Origin of the sequence: Streptomyces sp. NBC_00490 (genome assembly GCF_036013645.1) — a bacterium.
GTDB classification, from domain to species: domain Bacteria; phylum Actinomycetota; class Actinomycetes; order Streptomycetales; family Streptomycetaceae; genus Streptomyces; species Streptomyces canus_F.
On the sequence record NZ_CP107869.1, the window covers coordinates 2722379 to 2742374 of the forward strand.

Consider the following 19996-nt stretch of genomic DNA (forward strand, 5'->3'; position numbering starts at 1 on the left):
CCGCCGCCGCTGTCAGGTCACCTGTGTGAGGTGAACTCCACGACCTGCTGGTAGGTCGGCCGGTTCTGCCAGCTGATGTTGTAGTGCTTGATGCCGCCCAGGGTGCGCTGGACGATCGAGTCGGCGCACCACTGGTTGCCCGCCGCGCACAGGTCGTCGCCGGGGTAGACCTGGGCCGCGGTCTTGCCGGCCGCCGTCTTCAGGGTGCTGATCAGGGTGTCCCGGCAGGCGCTCAGGGTGCCGCCGCCGCAGTACTTCCGCTCCAGCGGCCCCTTCACCGTCTCACCGAGCACCGCGCGGATGTCCTTGTCGACGTAGGACCACCAGCCGTACTGGAAGGAGCTGCCCGCGTGCGCGCCGGTCGGGCCGTGCGCGGCGGACGGGGCCTCGTCGACGGGCAGGTTGGCGGTCATGGCCGTGTACAGGCCGGTGCCGAGGCCGGGTTCGAACTCGGCCTTCACCAGCAGCGGCCACCACGCGTCGAGGATGCGGATCGCCTCGGCGTTGGCGTACGCCTTCGAACCCGCCGACGTCTCCGTGCGTTTGCCGCCCGCCGTGAGCCAGGTCTGGAGCTTGCTCACCGCGGCGGCGGCCGTGGAGTCGGTGACCGTGCTGCTGTTGATCACCTTCAGCAGGTCCGGCAGCACGTCCTCCGCGCGCAGGTCGGCCAGGGCCGCGTCGGCCATCGCCTTCACCAGCGCGGCCCGGGTCACGCCGCCCGCGGCGACCAGCTTCTGCACCCGGTCCTCGAGCAGGTTGCCGCGGTGCACGGACCCGTCGCCCCAGGGCGCGGTCGAGTAGTCGGCGGCCTGTTTGTTGTTCCAGGAGATGTAGTAGTCCTGGTCGATGGAGTTGGGGTGGGCCGAGGCGGGGGTGTAGGCGGCCGCGTTCGTCGTCGGGTTCCAGCCCTGCCACTCGTACACCGACCGTGCCCACACCGGGAAGTCGGCGTCGACGCCGGTGGCACGCACCGGGTTGTCGCCGCTGTTGTAGTACGCGGTGTGCGTGGAGTCGGCGTAGAACCAGTTGAAGGTGTAGTTGACGTGCTGCACCGCGCTCTGGAAGGTCTCCGGGCTCTTCACGTAGTCCGGGTCGTTCAGCATCTGGAAGCCGATGATCGAGTCGGCCTCACGCATGAACGACGAGCGCAGGGTGGTGTAGGCGACCTTCTTGCCGCCGACCGTCGCCCGGTACTCGACGGGCCCGTACTTCGTGCGCCAGACCCGCATCGTGTAGGAGCCCGCGGCGGTGTCGTCGGCGGTGGTCGGGGCCCAGGAGTTCTTCCGCTCGATCTTCTCCATCGCCGTACAGGTGCCGTGGTACAGGTAGTGGTAGTCGTCCTGGCACAGCTCGACGGCGTAGGTGTCGATGATGTCCTGGCCGGAGGTCGTGGCGCTCCACGCGTAGTCCTGGCCGCGGCCGAGTTCGACGTACATGCTCAGGCCCGCGAAGGAGGCACCGCGGGCGCTGAGGCCCGGGCCCTGGATCTCCTGGAGCATGAGCAGCTGGGGTGCGAAGTAGCCGGTCTGCGGGCCGAACACGGCGACCGGGTGGCCGCTGGCGGTGTGCTTGCCGCTGACGACAAGGGCGTTGGACATACCGCGCTTGGCCGAGCTGAGTGCGGTCGCGGTCGCCGCGGCGGAGGCCGCGGTGGCGCTCTGCCCCGCTCCGGTGCCCGTGGGGTCGTAGACCAGCGGCTCGGTGGTCACCGAGCCGGCGTCGGGCAGGGCCCCGCCCTGCGGGTCGGCGGGCTTGGTGGCGTACGGGAAGCTCTTGTCGTGGACGGTGACGACGGCCTCGGGGTCGTTGCGCTCGCGGAAGGACTCCCAGACCTTGGTGCCCTCCGTCACGCCGTACTGCTGCTGCGCGGCGAGCAGCGAGAGCGCGTTGTTGACCTCGCCGCCACCTCCGGAACCGAACAGCGCGCCGATCACCGAGGCCAGCGCGACCAGGTCGGTGGTCTTGAAGTGCTCGATGGTGCCGGCGTTGGTGACGGAGTCCTTGTGGCCGGTCAGGACGTACTCGCCGGGGAAGTAGCGGCCGCTGTCGGAGGCGTCGATGTAGGCGTTGATGCCGGCGATGTAGGCGTTGACGTCGGCGAGGGCCTGCTGGCCGCGGGCCCCGGCGTTGGCGACCGCGTTGTCTATCTGGGCCTGCAGATCGGCCTCGGTGTACGGGGCGTTGCGCCAGAACTGCTGCTCGAGGCCCTGGTTGGAGGGGTCGCCGCCGGCGAAAGCGGTCAGCTGGCCGCGGCCGACGTGACGGAAGACGTCCATGAGCCACAGCCGGTCCTGAGCCGCCGCATAGCCCGCTCCGTATTCAGTGCCGTATCTGGTGGTACCGGTGATGTGCGGCACGCCCGTCTTCTTGTCGCGGACGATCGTCACGTCGCTGCGGCCGCCGGGACTGAGAGTGGAGGCGACTTGATCGGAGGGGACGCCGAAGGAGGCGTCGTTGAAGAAGGTGTTGATCGTGGCGTTGGTCAGCGACGGGTACCCCTTGGCCAGGTTGGCGTAGGGACCGAGCTGGTCCTCGGCGTGCTCGGGCTGGGTACCGAAGGCCTGGTTGAGGAGGATCTGGGAGAGGGTGGCGTTGCCGTTCTGGCCGGGCGGGAGGATGTCGGAGCACTGGCTGCCGCAGTAGTCGTTGGCGGCCGTCGCCTCGGCGGCCGCGGCCGCTTGACCGAGCGGCGACAAAAGACCTGCGATCAGGGCGCATACGGAAGCGGTCTTCAGGAACCCGGTGACCCTGCCGGGAGTTCTCAGTCTGTCGAGGGTGGTGCGCGAGGTACGCCGAAGCATGGCGGCTCCTACCGACGGGAGTTGAGTCAGGCGTTACCGCCGGTATCCCCGGGTTTGAAGATGAACATGCGTCAAGTTTTGGTAGCCGGTCCGGAGGCTGATGGGAGGCATCGGAAATCGGATGGAGCCGAATCGCGTGTCGATACGTCTATTCGGCGACGTCCGAAGCGACGACGCCGAAGTGACCGAAGTACAGGTGCAGGTGTGACGGAGGTGCAGGGCGATGGCCGGTTTCCGGAGTCTGGCGAGACAGGTGCGAGATCCGCGATGCGATCTGGCGCTGCGACGCTACTCGTTGCGTAAGTGCCTGGAGCGTTTTGCCCCCTACGGGCACAGGGCGACCTGGGACCATCTGTGCTCCCGGGCCGGATTCGGCCCGGAGGACCGGTCCCCCGACCCGGCGCGGCTCGTGGCCGCGTTGGACGAGCTGGAGGAGGCGCGTTCGGTCTGGCTGGCCTATGAGGTCGAGTTCGCCGAGCGACGCAAGAAGGAGAAGCACGACGGGCTGCGCAGGCCGGGCAGTGTCGACGACTGGCACCGGCTGACCTGGGGCGGTTTCGGCGTCGCGTGGTGCGACGACCCGCGGCTCCACCCCCGTGAACCGCTGGCCGAGGTGTTGCGCAGGCTGATCTCCGCGCTGGAGCGTGAACCGGGCTCGGTGTGCCCGGTGTGCAGCGGAGAGCGGCTGACCTGGATGTACGACCTGGCCCACGAACCCTCCTCGGGCCCGGTGTGCACGGACTGCGGGATCGTGGTGCCGCGTCCGGTGCTGACGTCCGAGGCCCTGGCGGCGTCCCGGCGTGGACGGCTGCTGGTGTCTGCCTGAGCGAGTGGAGCGACCGGGGGGTGCGCCGGGGATGCCGCACCCCTCTTCTAACGGTTCGCGCGGTACAGCCCTGATCGGGGGCAGTGGGCCCCTGTCGCGGTCCGGTGCCTTCCGAGTGGCACCATCGAGGCATGGTCCAGGTGTGTCTCAACGGGTCCCGAGGGGCCGCCGACGGAGCGGTCGTGCCGCTGTCACCGCAGGCTCTGGCCGATTCGGCGGCCGCGGCCGTCGCGGCCGGGGCCACGGACATCCATGTCCATCCCAAGTCCCCGTGCGGTGACGACACCTTGTCGCCGCGGGTGCTCGCGGCGACCCTCGACGCCATTCGGGCGCGGGTGTCGGTGCCGGTCGGGGTGACCACGGGCGCTTGGACGGAACCCGATCCCGCGCGGCGGTTGGAGCGGGTGCGGGACTGGACCGTGCTTCCCGATCACGCCTCCGTCAACTGGCACGAGCCGGGGGCGGAGGAGCTGGCGGCCGCGCTCATCGAGCGGGGTGTGGGTGTGGAGGCCGGTATCTGGTCCGGGACGGACGCGGCCTCCCGGTTCGCCGTGTCGCCGCTCGGGCCCCGGGTGCTGCGGGTGCTGGCCGAGGTGACCGACGGGTCGCCGCAGACCGCCGAGGACACGGCGCGTGCGCTGTTGGCCGAGGTGGGGGCCGCGCACGGCCGCCCGGTGCTGCTGCACGGTGAGGACGGCGGTGCGTGGCCGGTGCTGCGGCTGGCCGGGCGCCTGCGGCTCGCGACCCGGATCGGACTGGAGGACACGCTGGTCCTGCCGGACGGTGAACCCGCCTCCTCCAACGCTCAGTTGGTGGCTGCCGGGCTGGTCCAGTACGGGTGGGCCCAGCGGTCGTCGTAGGGCAGGGCGAGGAGTTCGGCCCGGGTCGCGAGGTCGTGCTCGCCCTGGGCACGGAGGCGGGCGGCGCCGGGGCCGGAGAGCCAGGTGCGCAGGTCCGCGATGCCGGTCTTCTCGCTGTCGTCGTACCACCAGGTGAACGGGGAGGCGTCGGACAGCAGGTCGTAGAGCCAGACGTCGGCGCAGTGGGCGAGGTGGGCGTCGGCGACCGGGGTGCGGGGCCAGGCGTCGAGGAACGGGGTCACCGTTCTCGCGATCGTGGCGCAGGTGTCGAAGATGTCGTCGATGCCGTAGGGCGGGTCGGGTGCGGTGAGGACGTCCTGCCACCAGGCGCGCAGGAACGTGTCGATCGCGGCGGCCTGCTCCGGGGGCCAGGAGCGCCAGTCCACCCGGGTCAGCCCGTGGGCGCCGTAGTTGATCGCGCCCAAGGTGCCGTCGGCCATCGCACGGGCCGCCTGCGGCAGGAGGCGGCGCATGACGGCGGCGTGGTCGTCGAAGTGGTCGGAGACCTCGAAGAGGTAGTACTGCACGACGTCGGGGGGCACGGGGATGTCCGGCGTACGCAGATACGCGGTCTCCTCGGGGGCGTGGCAGTAGCCGCAGCCGGTCTCGTCGGGGCTCGACGCGCCGCGGAACACCGTGGATATGCGCGCGAGGGCGGTGTCGAGGGTCGGTGAGGACATGGATCGTCCCGTCAGGACTCCGTGCGCGGCGGTCCCGCCGGCCGAAGATCGCGACGTTACCAGCGGCCGATCCGGTCGCCCACCGCATTTCCGCGTCCGAACGCCGGGTTGCGTCCCGTCCGGTGTGCGTCAGCCGCAGCGGGTCGCGTTCTCCTGGTGGTCCGGCTTGCGTTCCACCATCAGGCGGGAGCCTGCCTGGCGTTGGCCGAACGCGTCGTCCGGGTTGGACAGGACGCAGGTGTCCAGGGAGAGGCAACCGCAGCCGATGCAGTCGGTGAGGTGGTCCCGGAGGCGGTTGAGCTGCTTGATGCGTTCGTCCAGCTCGGAGCGCCAGGCCTCGGAGAGGCGGGCCCAGTCCTCTCGGGTGGGCGTGCGTTCCTCGGGGAGTTCGGCCAGGGCCTCGCGGATCGTGGCGAGGGGGATGCCCACGCGTTGGGCGGCTCGGACGAAGGCGACCCGGCGGAGGGCGTCGCGGTGGTAGCGGCGTTGGTTTCCGGTGGTGCGGCGGCTGGTGATCAAGCCCTTGGACTCGTAGAAGTGCAGGGCGGAGACGGCGGCGCCGCTGCGGGCGGCGAGCTGGCCGACCGTGAGTTCGTGGATCTTCTCGGGAATCTGGGGCACCCCTCGAAGCCTACCCATGCCTCCGTTGACACAGGCCCCGCGGCCGACCATGCTAAGCAGTCGCTTAGAGTTCGGGACGAGGAGGCGCGACATGGCAGAGCCGAGGGTGTTCGCAGGGGCCGACGAGCTGAAGGCCGCGGTGGGTGAGCAGCTGGGGTACACCGACTGGCTGGACGTCGACCAGAAGCGGATCGACCTGTTCGCCGAGGCCACCGGCGATCACCAGTGGATCCATGTCGACCCCGAGAAGGCGGCCGCCGGACCGTTCGGGACCACCATCGCGCACGGGTATCTGACCCTGTCGCTGCTGCCGTTGTTCGGGCCGCAGCTGATCAGGGTCGAGAACGTGAAGATGGGCGTCAACTACGGCACCAACAAGGTGCGTTTCCCCGCGCCCGTGCCGGTCGGCTCGCGACTGCGGGCCACCGCGGTGATCACCGGGGTGGACGACGTGGCCGGCGGCGTCCAGGTCACCGTCGCCTTCAGCGTCGAGCGCGAGGGCGGCGACAAGCCGGTCTGTGTCGCCGAGTCGGTGTCGCGCTACTACCTCTGAGCGGCTACTTGGTCACTCCCACCATCCGCAGCACGAGGTCGGCGTAGAGCGCGCCGACCTCGTCGGGCGTCATGGGACCGTCGACGGTGAACCAGCGGGCCACGTCGATGCAGAGGGACAGGACGGCGAGGGTGGTGCCCTTGACGTCCAGGACGTCGAACTCGCCGGAGGTCACGCCGTCCTCGATGATGCCGCGCACCTCGGCGTCGCACTGACGGCGCAGGGCGAGGATCTCGGCGCGGGCGTCCGGGCCGAGGGAGTCCAGTTCGTACTGGACGACCCGGGCCGTGGTGCGGCCGCCCGCGTGCCAGCGGACGAAGGAGCCGACCGCGTCCGCGAGACGTTCGGTCGCGGTGCCCTCGCGGCGGGCCGCGGTCCGCAGGATCTCCAGGGCCTTCGCGTGGCCGATCCTGCTGATGCGGTGGAGCAGCTCCTCCTTGGTCTTGTAGTGGATGTAGAGGGCTGCCGGGCTCATGCCCGCGCGGCCCGCGATGTCCCGGGTCGTCGTGGCGTGGTACCCGCGCTCGGCGAAGGCCTCCACCGCGGCGACCAGCAGCCTCCGTGCCGCGTCGGGCGTGACCTCGCCCCACGCCTGCGTCTCGCCGCCGGCCGTGTCCTCCGCCGTACCCATCGCTTGCCCCTCTCCACTGACAGAGGCACCACCATACCGCCGAAGCTGAGCGAGCGCTTAGCCTGGCCGCTCAGAGCTTTTCGAACGGGCTGTATACGCGGCTCTGGGCGTCCTGCCGGTCCCGGATGACCTTGGCCAGGGTGAAGGCGGAGGTGACCAGGTACAGGACGGCGATCGCGAGGAAGGCCCGCACCCAGGCGTCGGCGTTCAGCTTGAAGATGCCCATCGCCGTGGCGGCCATGGCGACGGCGAAGGACGCGACGGCCTGGCCGTAGAAGGCGGCGGTGTTCTGGGGCTTGCCCGATGTGTCACTCATGGGTCGAGTGTGGGCGGGCGGGAGGCGGATCACATCCGTCGGGATACTCAGGTCCCGTACTCAGAAGGCCGAGACTCCGGTCAGCGCGCGGCCGATGACCAGTTTCTGGATCTGGCTGGTGCCCTCGTAGAGGGTCATCACGCGGGCGTCGCGGAGCAGTTTGCCCGCCGGGTACTCGTCGATGTAGCCGTAGCCGCCGAAGACCTGGAGGGCGTTGTTGGCGGCCCGGACCGCGGCTTCCGAGGCGAACAGTTTGGCCTTGGAGGACTCGGTGGTGAAGGGCTCGCCCCGGTCGATCAGGTCGGCGACCCGCCAGGTCAGCAGGCGGGCCGCGTCGACGTCCACGGCGATGTCGCTGATCAGTTCCTGGACCAGCTGGTGGTGGGCGATCGTCTTGCCGAACTGTTCGCGTTCGCCGGCGTACTTCACCGCCGCGTCCAGGGCCGCCTGCGCCAGGCCCACGCAGCCCGCGGCGACCGACATCCGGCCCTTGGCGAGCGCCGACATGGCGACCGAGAACCCCTTGCCCTCAGGGGCGAGCATCGCGGTCGCGGGGACCCGTACGTCCTCCAGGACCAGTTCGGCCGTCGCCTGGCCGCGCAGCCCGAGCTTGCCGTGGATGGTGCGCCGGGTCAGTCCGGGGGTGTCGGTGGGGACCAGGAAGGCGGAGACGCCCTTGTGGCCGGGGGCGTCCGTGGAGCGGGCGAAGAGGAGGACGACGTCCGCCCAGGTGCCGTTGGTGATGAACATCTTCGTGCCGTTGATGACGTAGTCGTCGCCGTCGCGCACGGCGCGGGTGGCGAGGTTGCCCGCGTCCGAGCCCGTGCCCGGTTCGGTGAGACCGAAGCAGCCGACGTACGCCCCGGAGGTGAGGCCGGGGAGCCACTGGCGCTTCTGGTCCTCGCTCCCCCAGGCGGCGATCGTCTTGGCGACCAGACCGAGGGAGACCGACACGATGCCGCGGACCGACGAGTCGCCGCGCCCCAGCTCCTCCGTGACCAGGCAGTACGCGAGGTGGTCGCCGCCCGAGCCGCCGTACTCCTCGTCGATCGTCAGACCCAGGAAACCGACCTCGCCCAGCTTCTTCACGATCGACCGGTCCACCTCCTCGGCACGGTCCCAGGCGATGACGTGCGGGGCGATCTCACGGTCCACGAAGTCCCGGGCGAGCTGCCGTACGGCCTCCTGCTCCTCGCTGAGCCCCAGGTACACCACGAGATCACCTCACTTGAAAGCCGTACCTTTAAATTAGCACTGCTAGTTTCTTGTCGCAGCCCTACTATGTGCGCCATGGCCCGACCGCGCAAGCCCCTCCTCAGCACCGACCGGATCGTCGAGACGGCACGCGCGCTCGTGGACGCGGAGGGCCTCGCGGCCGTCTCCACACGCCGGCTCGCCGCGGAGCTGGGAGTCAGCGGGCCCTCGCTCTACAACCACTTCCGCACCAAGGACGAGATCCTCGAAGCGGTCGCCGACTCGGTCAGCTCACAGGTCGACCTGTCGATGTTCGAGGACGGACGGGAGTGGCGGACCGCCCTGCACGACTGGGCCGTGTCCTACCGAGCCGCCCTGCGGGACCACCCGAACATCGTCCCGGTACTGGCCCAGGGACCCGGGCGCCGGCCCGCCGGCCTGCGGCTCGCGGACGCGGTGTACGGCGCGATGGTCGACGCCGGATGGCCGCCCGCACAGGCCACGTCCATCGGCGCGCTGATGCGGTACTTCATCATGGGCTCCGCGCTGGGTTCGTTCGCCGGCGGTTTCGTCGACGACCAGAGCGCCTACGACCCCGCCGACTACCCGCATCTCGGGCAGGCCCATCTGCTGGCCGAGCAGCAGGAGAAGATCGACGAGCGGGCCTTCGAGACCGGGCTCACGGCACTGCTCGACGGGCTGGTCCAGCAGTACGAGCAGGTCAGGCGGGCCGGGTAACACGCTTCGGTGGGCGCCGAAGTGTCCGGGGCCCATGCTGGAAGACATGACCTCCAGAGATCCCCAGGCGGCGGAACTGGCCCGGCTCGCCTCACTCGTCGCCGACGAGACACGGGCCTCCTGTCTGCTGGCGCTGCTCGACGGCCGGGCCTGGACCGCGAGTGAGCTGGCGCGGCACGCGGGGGTCGCCGCGTCGACCCTGAGCGAGCACCTGGGCAAGATGGTGGCCGGCGGGCTGCTAACCGAGGAACGGCAAGGGCGGCACCGCTATGTGCGGCTCGCGGACGCGCGGGTGGCCCAGCTGGTCGAGGAGCTCGCCTCCCATGTGGCGCCGGGTTCCGTCGTACGGCCGCGGAACCTGCGGGAGTCGAGCGCCGGGTCGGCGATGGCGCGGGGGCGCACGTGCTACGACCACCTCGCGGGGCGGCTCGGGATCGCGGTGACGGACGCGATGACCTCCCGTGAACTGCTGCGCCAGGACATGGGGTTCGCGCTGACGGAGGCCGGGTTGAAGTGGTTCGGCGACGCCGGCATCGCCCTCGACCGCAAGGGCCGTCGGCCGCTGGCCCGGGCTTGCCTCGACTGGACGGAACGGCGGCCTCATCTGGCGGGGATCGCGGGCGCGGCGTTCTGCCGGCACGCGCTGGACGCGGGTTGGTGTGTCCGGATCGGCTCCGAGAGGGCGGTGAAGGTGACGGGGGCGGGTGAGAGGGCCCTGGGCGAGTTGCTGGGCATCGAGTCAAGGACGTTGCGCTGAGCGCCCTGAAGGGGCGCGGGGAACTGCGCGACCAGCCCCCACACACACCTGCGGATACACACCGTCCGAAAGCCGCGAGCTCTTGTTCGAAACCCTTCCTAACCTCAGGAGCATGATGAACCCCCGCCGTCCCGACCTCCTCGCAGCCGGCGCAGCGACCGTCACCGTCGTCCTGTGGGCCTCCGCCTTCGTCTCCATCCGGAGCGCCGGAGCCGAGTACTCGCCGGGCGCGCTGGCGCTGGGACGGCTCCTCGCGGGAGTCGTGACGCTGGGCGCCATCTGTCTCGTACGACGAGAAGGGCCGCCCCCGCGGGCCGCGTGGCCCGGCATCCTGGTCTCCGGCATCCTCTGGTTCGGCTTCTACATGGTCGCCCTGAACTGGGGCGAGCAGCAGGTGGACGCCGGGACCGCCGCTCTCGTCGTGAACATCGGCCCCATCCTCATCGCGCTGCTCGGCGCACGGATACTCGGCGACGCGCTGCCGCCGAGGCTGCTCGCGGGGATGGCCGTGTCGTTCGCGGGAGCGGTCGCGGTGGGGCTGTCCATGTCGGGTGAGGGAAAGTCGTCGGTGCTCGGCGTCGCACTGTGTCTACTCGCCGCGGTCACGTATGCCGGCGGGGTCGTGGCGCAGAATTCCGCTCTCGGTGCGGCGAGCGCGCTCCAGGTGACCACGTACGGCTGTCTCGTCGGGGCCGTGGTCTGTCTGCCGTTCGCGGGGCAGCTGGTCCACGAGGCGGCTGACGCGCCCGTGTCGGCGACCCTCAACATGGTCTATCTGGGCGTCTTCCCGACCGCCCTCGCGTTTACGACCTGGGCCTACGCGCTGGCCCGCACCACGGCCGGGCGTATGGGGGCCACCACCTACGCCGTGCCGGCGCTCGTCGTGCTGATGTCCTGGCTGGCGCTCGGCGAGGTGCCGGGGCTGCTCACCCTGGCGGGCGGGGTGCTGTGTCTCGCGGGTGTCGCGGTCTCCCGTTCGCGTTCGCGGGCCGCGGCCGCCGGGCCACGGCCCGCGAAGGCCACCGGATCAGCGTGAACGCGCCCGGTCCGCAAGGACCTTGATGGAGAGCAGGGCGATCACCGAGAGCGCGATGATGTAGGCGGCCACCGACATCGACGTGCCCGTCGTCTCCAGCAGCAGCACCATCAGGAACGGCGCGAGGCCGCCGCCGCAGACGGCCGCTATCTGGTAGCCGAGGGAGGCACCGGTGTAGCGCATCTCCGGCGTGAACAACTCGGCGAACAGGGCGGCCTGAGGGCCGTACATGATGCTGAGGAAGCAGCTGGCGACGAACGTGCCGACCGCCAGCCACAGCAGCGAGCCGGTGTCGATCAGGAGGAAGAGCGGTATCGCCCACAGGGCGATGCCCACGGCTCCGAGCGTGTAGATCCGGATGCGGCCGTACCGGTCGGAGAGCGCCGCGGCCGCCGGGATCAGGACGAGCTGGGTGAGGCTGACGCAGAGGGAGACGGTGAGGACCGCGCTCTTCTTCATGTCCAGTTCGCGGGTCGTGTAGTCGAGGACGCCGGTGATGAGGATGTAGAAGGTCGCGGTGTTCACGGCGAAGGAGCCGCCGGCCAGGAAGACCGTGCCGAGGTGGTCGCGCAGGATGGTGCGCAGCGGGGAGCCCTGCTGCGACTTCTCCTGCTCGGCCAACGCCTTCTCCGCGTCCCGGAATTCGGGGGTCTCCTCGACCTTGGCGTGGATGTACCAGGCGAGGCCGAGCACGAACAGGCCGATGAGGAAGGGCACGCGCCAGCCCCAGGCGGCGAACTGGGTGTCCGTGGTGAAGGCACCGGCCAGCAGGAAGACGGTGTTGGCGGTCACGACGCCGATGGGGACGCCGAGTTGGACGACGCTGCCGTAGATGCCGCGCTTGCCCTCGGGGGCGTACTCGGTGGCCAGCAGCATCGCGCCGCCCCACTGCGCGCCGACAGCGATGCCCTGGAGGACGCGGAGGGTCACGAGGAGGATTGGCGCGGCGACGCCGATCGTCTCGTACGTCGGCAGCAGGCCGATGCCGGTGGTCGCCAGGCCCATGAGGGTGAGCGCGAGGACCAGCATCGGCTTGCGGCCGCGCTTGTCGCCGAGGTGGCCGGCGACGATGCCGCCGATCGGGCGGGCGAGGAAGCCGACGGCGAAGGTCGCGAAGGAGGCGAGGACTCCGGCGGTGGAGCTGCCCGCCGGGAAGTACAGGTCGCCGAGGACGAGGGCGGCCGCGATGCCGAAGACGAAGTAGTCGTACCACTCGACGGCTGAGGCGAGCGCGGCGGCCGTGGCGACGCGGCGGCGGTTGACCGTGGGGAGGGCGGTCGGGGTGATGGGCTGAGCGGAGGGGGCCATGTCCATGCGGTGCACACTCCGATGGGTGCGGTGGGGACGTTGGCGGCGAACATACTAACCGGACGGTATGGAGGCAATGGTTGTGCCGGAAGGTTGCCCGGAGCACTCATGGGGCCCGTGGGCATGCCACCGGCCCCGGCCTCCCATGAGGTCGGGGCCGGTGCACGGCGCTCTAGAAGACGACCAGCGCCCTGCCGCCCTTGCCCGCGAGCATGTTCTCGAAGGCCGCCGGGATGCCGTCCAGGGCGATCCGCTCCGTCACCAGCGAGCCCAGGTCCAGACGGCCCGCGCGGACGTGCTCGGCGAGCACCGGGAGGTCCTCCGCCGGGTTCGAGTTGCCGTAGACGCAGCCGGAGAGGGTGCGGCCCCAGTGGAAGATCTCCAGGGCGTTGAAGGTGACCTGCTGGTCCTTGCCGCCGATGCCGACGACCGTCGTACGGCCGCCTCGGCGGGTGGAGTCCCAGGCGGTGCGGATCGTCGTCGCGCGGCCGACGCACTCGACGGCGACGTCGACGCCCTGCTTGCCGGTCAGGCCGCGGATCTCGCGGGCAGTGTTCTCGGAGGCGACGACGTAGTCGGTGGCGCCGGCCTCGCGGGCCAGTTCCTCCTTCGCCGGGGAGACGTCGACCGCGACGATCTTCGCGGCGCCCGCGATCCGGGCCGCCTGGAGAGCGGCGAGGCCCACTCCCCCGACGCCGTACACCGCGACCGTCTCGCCCTCGCGGACCCGTGCCGAGTGGTGGACGGCGCCGTAGCCGGTGAGGACCGCGCAGCCCAGGAGGGCGGCGTCGGTGAGGGGGATGCCCGCGGGGAGCGGCAGGACGCAGGAGGCCGGGACGACCGTCTCCTCGGCGAACGCGGCGACGTTCAGGCCGGGGTGGAGGTCGGTGCCGTCGGCGGTGCGGGCGTAGACGTCCGCCGCGCCGTTGAGGGCGTTGGCGCACAGCCAGACCTCGCCGAGCGAGCAGGCATGGCAACTGCCGCAGGAAGGGGCCCAGTTGAGGATGACGTCGGCGCCGGGAGCGACGCCCGTGACGCCCTCGCCGACGGAGACCACCGTGCCCGCGCCCTCGTGCCCGAGCACGGCCGGGACCGGTACCCGCATCGTGCCGTTGGACAGGGACAGGTCGGAGTGGCAGACGCCGGCGGCGGCGAGGCGGACGCGGACCTGGCCGGGGCCGGGGTCCGGGAGCTCGATGTCGGTGACCTCCAGGGGAGCGCCCACGGCGGGAAGGACTGCTGCGCGAACCACGTGAAGGCTCCTCAGAACTGCAGGGACTTGGTCTGGAGATACTCGGCGAGACCGTGCGAGCCGAGCTCGCGCCCGACGCCGGACTGCTTGTAACCGCCGAACGGGGCAAGGGGGTTGAAGCGGCCGCCGTTGATGTCGACCTGGCCGGTGTCCATCCGGCGCGCGAAGGCCACCGCCTCCGCCTCCTCACCGGCCCAGACGGCGCCCGCGAGGCCGTACACCGTGCCGTTGGCGATGCGCAGGGCGTCCTCCTCGTCCTCGTAGCGCAGGATCGACAGGACCGGGCCGAAGATCTCCTCCTGCGCGATCGTCATGTCGGGCGTGACGTCGGCGAAGACCGTGGGCGCCACGAAGCAGCCCTGCTCGCGCGGGGATTCGGGGCCACCCGCGACGAGGCGCGCGCCCTCGGCGACGCCCTTCTCGATGTAACCCCGCACGCGGGCCTGCTGCTTGGCGTTGACGACCGGGCCGATACGGTCGCCGTACTTGGCGGCGGCGGTGGCGGCGAGTTCGACCGCCTCCTCGTACTGCTCCCGGTGGACGAGCATCCGCGTCCAGGCGCTGCACGTCTGGCCGGAGTTGGACATCACGTTGGCGACGCCGACGTTGACCGCCTTGGCGAGGTCGGCGCTCGGCAGGATCACGTTGGCGGACTTGCCGCCGAGTTCCAGGGCGACCTTCTTGATCGCGGCACCGGCCGTCGCGCCGATCTGCCTGCCGACGGCCGTGGAGCCGGTGAAGGAGACCAGGTCGACGTCCGGGTGCTCGGCGAGGGCCTGTCCCGCGACCGGGCCGAGGCCGGTGACGAGGTTGAAGACGCCCGCCGGTACGCCGGCCTCGTGGACCGCCTCGGCGAAGAGCTGGGCGACGAGCGGGGTGTCCTCGGCGGGCTTCAGGACGACCGTGCAACCGGCCGCCAGAGCGGGGGCGACCTTGGCGACGATCTGGTGCAGCGGGTAGTTCCAGGGCGTGATCGCGCCCACCACGCCGATCGGCTCCTGGCGGACGATCGAGTTGCCGACCTGCTCCTCGAAGGCGTAGGTCGCCGCCAGCTCGGCGTACGAGGCCGCGACCGCGAGGGGAACGGCGGCGTGGACGTTCTCGGAGAACTTCAGGGGCGAGCCCAGCTCGGCGGTGACCGTCTCGGCGATCTCGTCCTTGCGGGCCACCAGGACGTCCCGGAGGGCGGCCAGCCGGGCGGCCCGCTCGGCCGGTGCCGTCGCGGCCCAGGCCGGGAGGGCGGCACGGGCGGCCCGTACGGCGGTGTCGACGTCCTCGGCGGTACCGGCCGGGACCCGGCCGATCACCTGCTCGTCGACCGGGTTCACGACCTCGATCGCGTCCCGGCCGGCGGCGGGCCGCCACTCGCCGTCGATGTACATGCCGTCGTGTGCCTTCATGGTGCTTTCCTCCCGGCGGGGCCGTGTCGTCGTCCGGCTCAGTCCGCCTCATAAACTAGCGGCGATAGTTTTCACGCGCCAGACGCCCCGGTACGTGACGCATGCCATCAGAAGTCGACCCGGGCCCTGTCGTCCACCCTCCCCACGGACTCCTGGCCGAAAGCCTTCTCGTACGCCCGCCGGATCTCCTCGATCTTCCGGTCGCTGGCCCCCGCCCGAGCGACCGGGTAGAGCAAGGTCAGCTCGTACGACCGCTCCCTCTCGATCGTCCCGCCGGCGTCCCGCCACTGCCCGCGGCCGGTCTGCACCGTGAGGCCGTCCGGGAAGTCGGGCGTGACCTCCTTGTCGACGAAGCCCATGAACTGCTTGTCGGTGACCGCCGGGCCGCCCTCGGGCCGCTCGGTGCCGAAGAGGAGCGAGGTCTCGATGTACGGCTCCCCGCGCCGCGGTGTCCCGTCGTCGAGGGTGGCGTACGCGGTGGGAGCGCCGACGGCGAGCAGCAGACCGACGGCGGTGAGGACGGCCCGGGGCCGGGTGAAGTGCGCGTTCATGTGCTCATGCCTAGCGGGCCTCGCTCCTCGGGACCTGGGAGCCGCGCCGGGTGGGGCGGGACTCGGGGCCTGTCCGGCGGAACGGACGACGGCACCGCGCTCTTTTCCGCTCACTCCTCCAGGTCCGGCAGCCGTGCCGGGGCCGGGCAGACGCGTTCGCCGTGCTGGTCGAAGACGAACAGGTGGGCGAGGTCGACGAGCAGGGGGACCTGCATGCCGTGGCGGAAGTCGATGTCGGGGGTGGTGCGGACGATCAGGTCGCCGGGGAGGCGGCCGTCCGGAGGTGTCACGGGGGCGCTGTCCCTCGGCTCGTCGAGGACGACCACCGGACCGGCCCGCAGGGCGCCCGTGCGTTCCCTGAGCCGGTCCAGGACGCGGGCGCCGCCCTCGCGGCGGCGGCGCCGGGTGGGGCGGGCGACGGGGCGCGGAGCCTCCAGGTCCGGCACGACGGCGGGGCTGGAGCCGGTGTTGAAGTGGACGAGGACCTCGTGCCCCTGGAACTCCACGTGCTCCACGAGACCGGTGAGCGCCACCTCGCCGGGCCGCGCGGCGGACGGCTTGGCGATCCGGACCGCCTCCGAGCGCAGGCCCACGATGACCTCCCGGCCCTGCTGCACCCGGAGCAACTGGTGGTCCAGGGAGAGCGGTTCGGGCAGCCGCAGGAACTGCTTGCCGAGGCTGATGGTCATCGCGCCGCCGAGCGGGGCGCGCACCAGGCCGCGCAGGAGGTTGATGCGCGGGGTGCCGATGAAGGCGGCGACGAAGACGTTGCGGGGCAGCGCGTACACCGAGCGCGGGGTGCCGACCTGTTGCAGGACGCCGCCGCGCATGACGGCGACCCGGTCGCCGAGGGACATGGCCTCGGACTGGTCGTGGGTGACGTAGATCGTGGTGACGCCCAACTGGCGGGTGAGCGCGGATATCTCGGCGCGCAGATGGTTGCGGAGTTTCGCGTCGAGGTTGGACAGCGGCTCGTCCATCAGGAACACGGAGGGATGGCGGGCGATGGCCCGGCCCATGGCGACGCGCTGGCGTTCACCGCCGGAGAGCTGGGCGGGGAAGCGGTCCAGGAGCTCCTCGATGCCCAGCATGCGGGCGGTGGCGTCCACGCGGGGACGCGGGTCGGCGCCGGGGGCTTCGAAACGCAGCGGGAAGCCGATGTTGTCGCGGCTGGTCATGCTCGGGTACAGGGCGAAGTTCTGGAAGACCATCGCCATGTTCCGGCCGGACGGCGGCAGGTCGTTGGCGAACTCGCCGTCCAGCAGCAGGTGGCCCTCGTCGATCTCCTCGAGGCCCGCGATCATCCTCAGCACGGTGGACTTGCCGCAGCCGGAGGGTCCGAGCAGGACGAGGAATTCGCCGGGCTCGATGTCCAGTGACATCCGGTCCACCACCCGGGCACCCCGGGTGTAGCTCTTGCTCACGTCGTGCAACGAGATGGCGCGTGTCATGGCAGGTGTCCCCGAGGGCCGGCTGAGCGCTGATGCTCGGTGGTCGGATGCCCCGCCCGGGTCGAACGGGGCTCGTGGGTCACGGAAGTTAACGGAATGTGCGCGCCGGGGGGAAGAGAACGGGCAGGATCGGACGGTGCCGTCCAGCAAGTGAGAAAACGGACGCTCGCATTCAGCGCCGGGCGGCGACCGCGGGCGGCTTGCGGACCTCGACGAGGTGGGCGAAGACGACCACGTTGCCCGAGTAGCCGGTCCTGCGGTCGTAGTTGCCGCCGCAGGTGATCAGCCGCAGTTCGGGGCGGCCCCGGTTGCCGTACACCTCGCGGTTGGGGAACCGGTCCTTCTCGTACGTCTTGATGGCGTCGACGGCGTACACGGCGACCCGTCCGTCGGCGCGCGTCACCTCGATCAGGCGGCCGCGCCGCAGTTCACCGAGGCCGGCGAAGACGGCCGGTCCGGTGTCGGTGTCGAGGTGGCCCACGGCGACGGCGGTGCCCTGCTGTCCGGGGGACGGGCCGGCCTCGTACCAGCCGACCCGGTTCGCGTCGTCGTCGGGAGGTGCGGGCAGCCGCCGTTCGCGGTCGAGCCGCAGGTTCATGACAGGGGCGTCGACATCGAGGAAGTCGATGGCGAGACGGGTCGCGCGGGAGCGCGGCAGGGCGGGCCGCGGTGCGGGTGCCGAGGGCGGTGCGGCCTTCGGCGGGGGCCGCCGCGGCACGGCGGGGCGGCGCGGGGCCGGCTCCGCGGTGCGCGGCGGTGCGTCCGGGCGACGCGAGGCCGGGTCCTGGGCTCGCCGCGGTACGTCCGGACTTCGCGGGACCGACACCCCGGTGCCGAGCGGACGCCGTTGCGCGGCCCCGCGGGCGTCGGTCCGGACCGTGGCGGGCGCTGCCGCCGGGGGGCCGGGCGGGGCGGCCTCGACCGCCCCGCCCGACTCCTCGCCCTGGGTCCACCAGACGCCGCCCGCCACCAGCGAGACGGTCATCACGACCGTTCTCGCCAGGCGGTAGGCGCGCGTCCGGTACCAGGGCCTGCGTCGACGACTACGCGCCATGCGGGCGACGGCGGAGCCGGAACCACACCACCCCGCCGGCCGCGGCCACACCTACGGCCGCGGCGCCGGCGACCGGGGCGAACGCCTGGTCGCGCGCGATGCCGCCGCCACCGGCGGGCGGGCCGCCGTGCGGACCGCCCGTGCCACCGGGCGGGGTGACGCAGTCGACCTTGAACACCTTGTGCTTGCCCGCACCCGACCCACCGGTGATGTTCCAGGTGAGCTTGTACTGCCCGTCGGGCAGCGTGTAGTCCAGCGTGTGCCCGGCGCCCGTCGGGAGCGCGAGCTCACCGGAGAGCGTGGCACCGTTGGTGACGGGGGGCTGGGTCACGATGTTCCAGGTGATCGCCTGGCCCGGGTCGAAGTTGGCGGCGTCGATGTAGAACTTGCAGACCTTCGGCTCGTCCCGCGGGTCGCCGTACGGCGTGCGCTGCACGCTGTCGTAGGGCGCCGTGTGGATCTTGACGGTGCCGTTGTCCCCGGGCGCCAGTGGCACGGCACCCGCCGTGGCCATCCCGGACAGCGGGCCGAGCGCGACGGTGAGTGCCGCGAGCGCGGCGGTGCGCGCTCCGGCTCGGCGGGCGAGAGACGTGGTGGGCATACGAAGTCCTCCGAGTCAGGTGATTGTCGTACAAATCACGCTTCACCTGACTCTCTTTCACATCCCGCTCGCCAGTGGGCGGAAGCTCGCCCTACGACTCGTCAGTCATCGCTCGTCCGGCCCAAGGCGACCCCCGGCCGGGAGGGCGCGACAGGCTCCGCGGCCGGCCTCGCCGGTGAGCGCAGCGCCACGCCCGAGGAGAGCAGCAGGAGCACGCCCAGCATCACGAACGGTGCCGCCACGCCCGCCACGCCCGCCACCAGGCCCGCCGTGGCGGGGGCGGCGACCTGGCCCAGGCGGTTGCCGGTCAGCCGGAGCGCGAGGGCCGTGGAGCGGGCGCCGTCGGGGGCCGCCTGGACGACCGTCGTCATGGACAGCGGCTGTCCGACACCGAGGCAGAAGCCGAGCGCGGCGAGCATCACGGCGAGCGCCCGCACCGGCACCGGCAGGGCGATCCCCGCGCACAGCAGGGCCGCCAGCAGGCAGGTGACGGTGAGCAGGAGCGCGCGGCCCAGCAGTCGCAGCAGCGGGGTCAGCACCAGCCGACAGGCGATCGTGGCCGCCGCGCGGAGGCTCAGCAGCAGACCGATGACGGAGGGCGCGATACCGCGGTGTTCGCCGACCACCGGGAGGTAGGCGGTGAGGATGTCGGTCGCGGACAGCACGGCGAGGCTGACGAAGATGCCGGCGGGCACGCCCCGGGCCCGGAGGATGCGCTGGACGGGGACGCGATCACCGTGTCCCGTACGGGACTTGGCCGCCGTGTCGCGTTGCTCTATGCGCCACAGCGAGGTGAGCGCGACCGCGCCACCGGCCCCCGCCACGATCAGCGCGAGCGCGCTCGTGCCCGCCATGTCCGGGCCGCCGATCAGCGCGCCCGCCGCGACGGGGCCGACGAGTTGGCCGAGGGAGGCGCCGATGGTGAAGTGGCCGAAGTTGCGGTCCTGTTCGTGCGGCGCGGACTGGCGGGCGACGAGGGACTGGGCGCCGATCACGAAGCAGAGGTGGCCGAGGCCCATCACTCCGCTCCAGACGGCCATCGCCCACAGGGAGTTCGCGATACCGCTCAGCGCACAGCCGCCGGATATCAGGACCACGCCGGCCGGCAGCAGGGGCGCGCACCGGCCGTGGTCGGTACGGCGCCCCAGGGGGACCGCGGCGAACAGCGGGAGCAGGGCGTAGACCCCCGCGATCACACCGATCGCCCGCTCGTCCGCGCCCAACGCCAGCGCCCGGTAGGAGACGGCGGGCCGGGCCATCGACACCGCCCCCTGCGCGAAGCTGAAGGCGATGACGAGGCGGAGCAGCCAGCCGCGGTTCCCACCGGGCGCCATGTTCACGTCCTCCGTTTCAAGCCCCCTGTGCC

Annotated in this window: 20 protein-coding genes; 6 read left to right on the top strand and 14 right to left on the bottom strand. The window is 71.5% G+C overall.

The annotated features are described in order from the left end of the window. Window positions 1-17 precede the first annotated feature (17 nt). Window positions 18-2801: a penicillin acylase family protein gene (locus tag OG381_RS12200; RefSeq protein WP_327716125.1), complete on the bottom strand. Its 2784-nt coding sequence runs from the start codon at window positions 2799-2801 to the stop codon at window positions 18-20. A gap of 223 nt (window positions 2802-3024) precedes the next feature. Between OG381_RS12200 and OG381_RS12205 the strand changes: the two genes are divergently transcribed. Together OG381_RS12205 and OG381_RS12210 are read left to right on the top strand one after the other, a co-directional pair. Next, on the top strand, window positions 3025-3627 hold the full coding sequence (locus tag OG381_RS12205; RefSeq protein ID WP_327716126.1) for a hypothetical protein: 603 nt from the start codon (window positions 3025-3027) through the stop codon (window positions 3625-3627). A 131-nt stretch (window positions 3628-3758) separates the two neighbouring features. Beyond that, window positions 3759-4487: a 3-keto-5-aminohexanoate cleavage protein gene (locus OG381_RS12210; RefSeq protein WP_327716127.1), complete on the top strand. Its 729-nt coding sequence runs from the start codon at window positions 3759-3761 to the stop codon at window positions 4485-4487. Here the strand turns inward: OG381_RS12210 and OG381_RS12215 are convergent. Next, window positions 4433-5167, bottom strand: a complete 735-nt coding sequence (locus OG381_RS12215; RefSeq protein ID WP_327716128.1) for a hypothetical protein — start codon at window positions 5165-5167, stop codon at window positions 4433-4435. The two genes, OG381_RS12210 and OG381_RS12215, sit on opposite strands and share 55 nt — an antisense overlap. A gap of 129 nt (window positions 5168-5296) precedes the next feature. Continuing rightward, the gene (gene soxR / locus OG381_RS12220) at window positions 5297-5788 is read right to left on the bottom strand and encodes a redox-sensitive transcriptional activator SoxR (RefSeq protein WP_327716129.1); all 492 of its coding nucleotides are present in this window, start codon (window positions 5786-5788) and stop codon (window positions 5297-5299) included. A 91-nt stretch (window positions 5789-5879) separates the two neighbouring features. On the opposite strand from soxR, the gene OG381_RS12225 reads away from it, so the two are divergent. Beyond that, a complete protein-coding gene (locus tag OG381_RS12225; RefSeq protein WP_327716130.1) occupies window positions 5880-6341 on the top strand; it encodes a MaoC family dehydratase in 462 nt (153 codons plus the stop codon). A gap of 4 nt (window positions 6342-6345) precedes the next feature. On the opposite strand, the gene OG381_RS12230 is transcribed toward OG381_RS12225, so the two are convergent. The 3 genes from OG381_RS12230 to OG381_RS12240 all read right to left on the bottom strand — a co-directional run bounded on the left by OG381_RS12230 (window position 6346) and on the right by OG381_RS12240 (window position 8500). Beyond that, complete coding sequence (locus tag OG381_RS12230) at window positions 6346-6972, bottom strand: TetR/AcrR family transcriptional regulator (RefSeq protein ID WP_327716131.1); 627 nt, start codon at window positions 6970-6972, stop codon at window positions 6346-6348. Window positions 6973-7042: 70 nt separating this feature from the next. Continuing rightward, a complete protein-coding gene (locus OG381_RS12235) occupies window positions 7043-7288 on the bottom strand; it encodes a YiaA/YiaB family inner membrane protein (RefSeq protein WP_327716132.1) in 246 nt (81 codons plus the stop codon). A 60-nt stretch (window positions 7289-7348) separates the two neighbouring features. Next, the gene (locus OG381_RS12240) at window positions 7349-8500 is read right to left on the bottom strand and encodes an acyl-CoA dehydrogenase family protein (RefSeq protein ID WP_327722446.1); all 1152 of its coding nucleotides are present in this window, start codon (window positions 8498-8500) and stop codon (window positions 7349-7351) included. 78 nt (window positions 8501-8578) lie between these two features. Between OG381_RS12240 and OG381_RS12245 the strand changes: the two genes are divergently transcribed. The 3 genes from OG381_RS12245 to OG381_RS12255 all read left to right on the top strand — a co-directional run bounded on the left by OG381_RS12245 (window position 8579) and on the right by OG381_RS12255 (window position 11013). Continuing rightward, the gene (locus OG381_RS12245; RefSeq protein WP_327716133.1) at window positions 8579-9220 is read left to right on the top strand and encodes a TetR/AcrR family transcriptional regulator; all 642 of its coding nucleotides are present in this window, start codon (window positions 8579-8581) and stop codon (window positions 9218-9220) included. Between the two features lie 34 nt (window positions 9221-9254). Further along, the gene (locus OG381_RS12250; protein ID WP_327716134.1) at window positions 9255-9977 is read left to right on the top strand and encodes an ArsR/SmtB family transcription factor; all 723 of its coding nucleotides are present in this window, start codon (window positions 9255-9257) and stop codon (window positions 9975-9977) included. A 115-nt stretch (window positions 9978-10092) separates the two neighbouring features. Then, entirely contained in the window at window positions 10093-11013 is a 921-nt protein-coding gene (locus tag OG381_RS12255) for a DMT family transporter (RefSeq protein ID WP_327722447.1), read from the top strand. Here OG381_RS12255 and OG381_RS12260 read toward each other — a convergent pair. The 8 genes from OG381_RS12260 to OG381_RS12295 all read right to left on the bottom strand — a co-directional run bounded on the left by OG381_RS12260 (window position 11005) and on the right by OG381_RS12295 (window position 19964). Next, window positions 11005-12327, bottom strand: coding sequence for an MFS transporter (locus OG381_RS12260; RefSeq protein WP_327716135.1), 1323 nt, complete (start codon window positions 12325-12327; stop codon window positions 11005-11007). The genes OG381_RS12255 and OG381_RS12260 overlap by 9 nt on opposite strands. 166 nt (window positions 12328-12493) lie before the next feature. Beyond that, window positions 12494-13573 carry a Zn-dependent alcohol dehydrogenase gene (locus OG381_RS12265; protein WP_327716136.1) on the bottom strand — a complete coding sequence of 360 codons (1080 nt, stop codon included), beginning with the start codon at window positions 13571-13573 and terminating at the stop codon, window positions 12494-12496. Window positions 13574-13584: 11 nt separating this feature from the next. After that, window positions 13585-14973: an aldehyde dehydrogenase family protein gene (locus OG381_RS12270; RefSeq protein ID WP_327716137.1), complete on the bottom strand. Its 1389-nt coding sequence runs from the start codon at window positions 14971-14973 to the stop codon at window positions 13585-13587. A 107-nt stretch (window positions 14974-15080) separates the two neighbouring features. Then, a complete protein-coding gene (locus OG381_RS12275) occupies window positions 15081-15524 on the bottom strand; it encodes a DUF3574 domain-containing protein (RefSeq protein ID WP_327716138.1) in 444 nt (147 codons plus the stop codon). Window positions 15525-15634: 110 nt separating this feature from the next. Continuing rightward, window positions 15635-16975, bottom strand: coding sequence for an ABC transporter ATP-binding protein (locus OG381_RS12280; RefSeq protein WP_327716139.1), 1341 nt, complete (start codon window positions 16973-16975; stop codon window positions 15635-15637). Window positions 16976-17147: 172 nt separating this feature from the next. Further along, window positions 17148-18029, bottom strand: coding sequence for a class F sortase (locus OG381_RS12285; protein ID WP_327716140.1), 882 nt, complete (start codon window positions 18027-18029; stop codon window positions 17148-17150). Next, window positions 18019-18630, bottom strand: a complete 612-nt coding sequence (locus tag OG381_RS12290) for a hypothetical protein (protein WP_327716141.1) — start codon at window positions 18628-18630, stop codon at window positions 18019-18021. Before OG381_RS12290 ends, OG381_RS12285 begins: the two co-directional genes overlap by 11 nt. 101 nt (window positions 18631-18731) lie before the next feature. Next, window positions 18732-19964 carry an MFS transporter gene (locus tag OG381_RS12295; protein ID WP_327716142.1) on the bottom strand — a complete coding sequence of 411 codons (1233 nt, stop codon included), beginning with the start codon at window positions 19962-19964 and terminating at the stop codon, window positions 18732-18734. Window positions 19965-19996 lie beyond the last annotated feature (32 nt).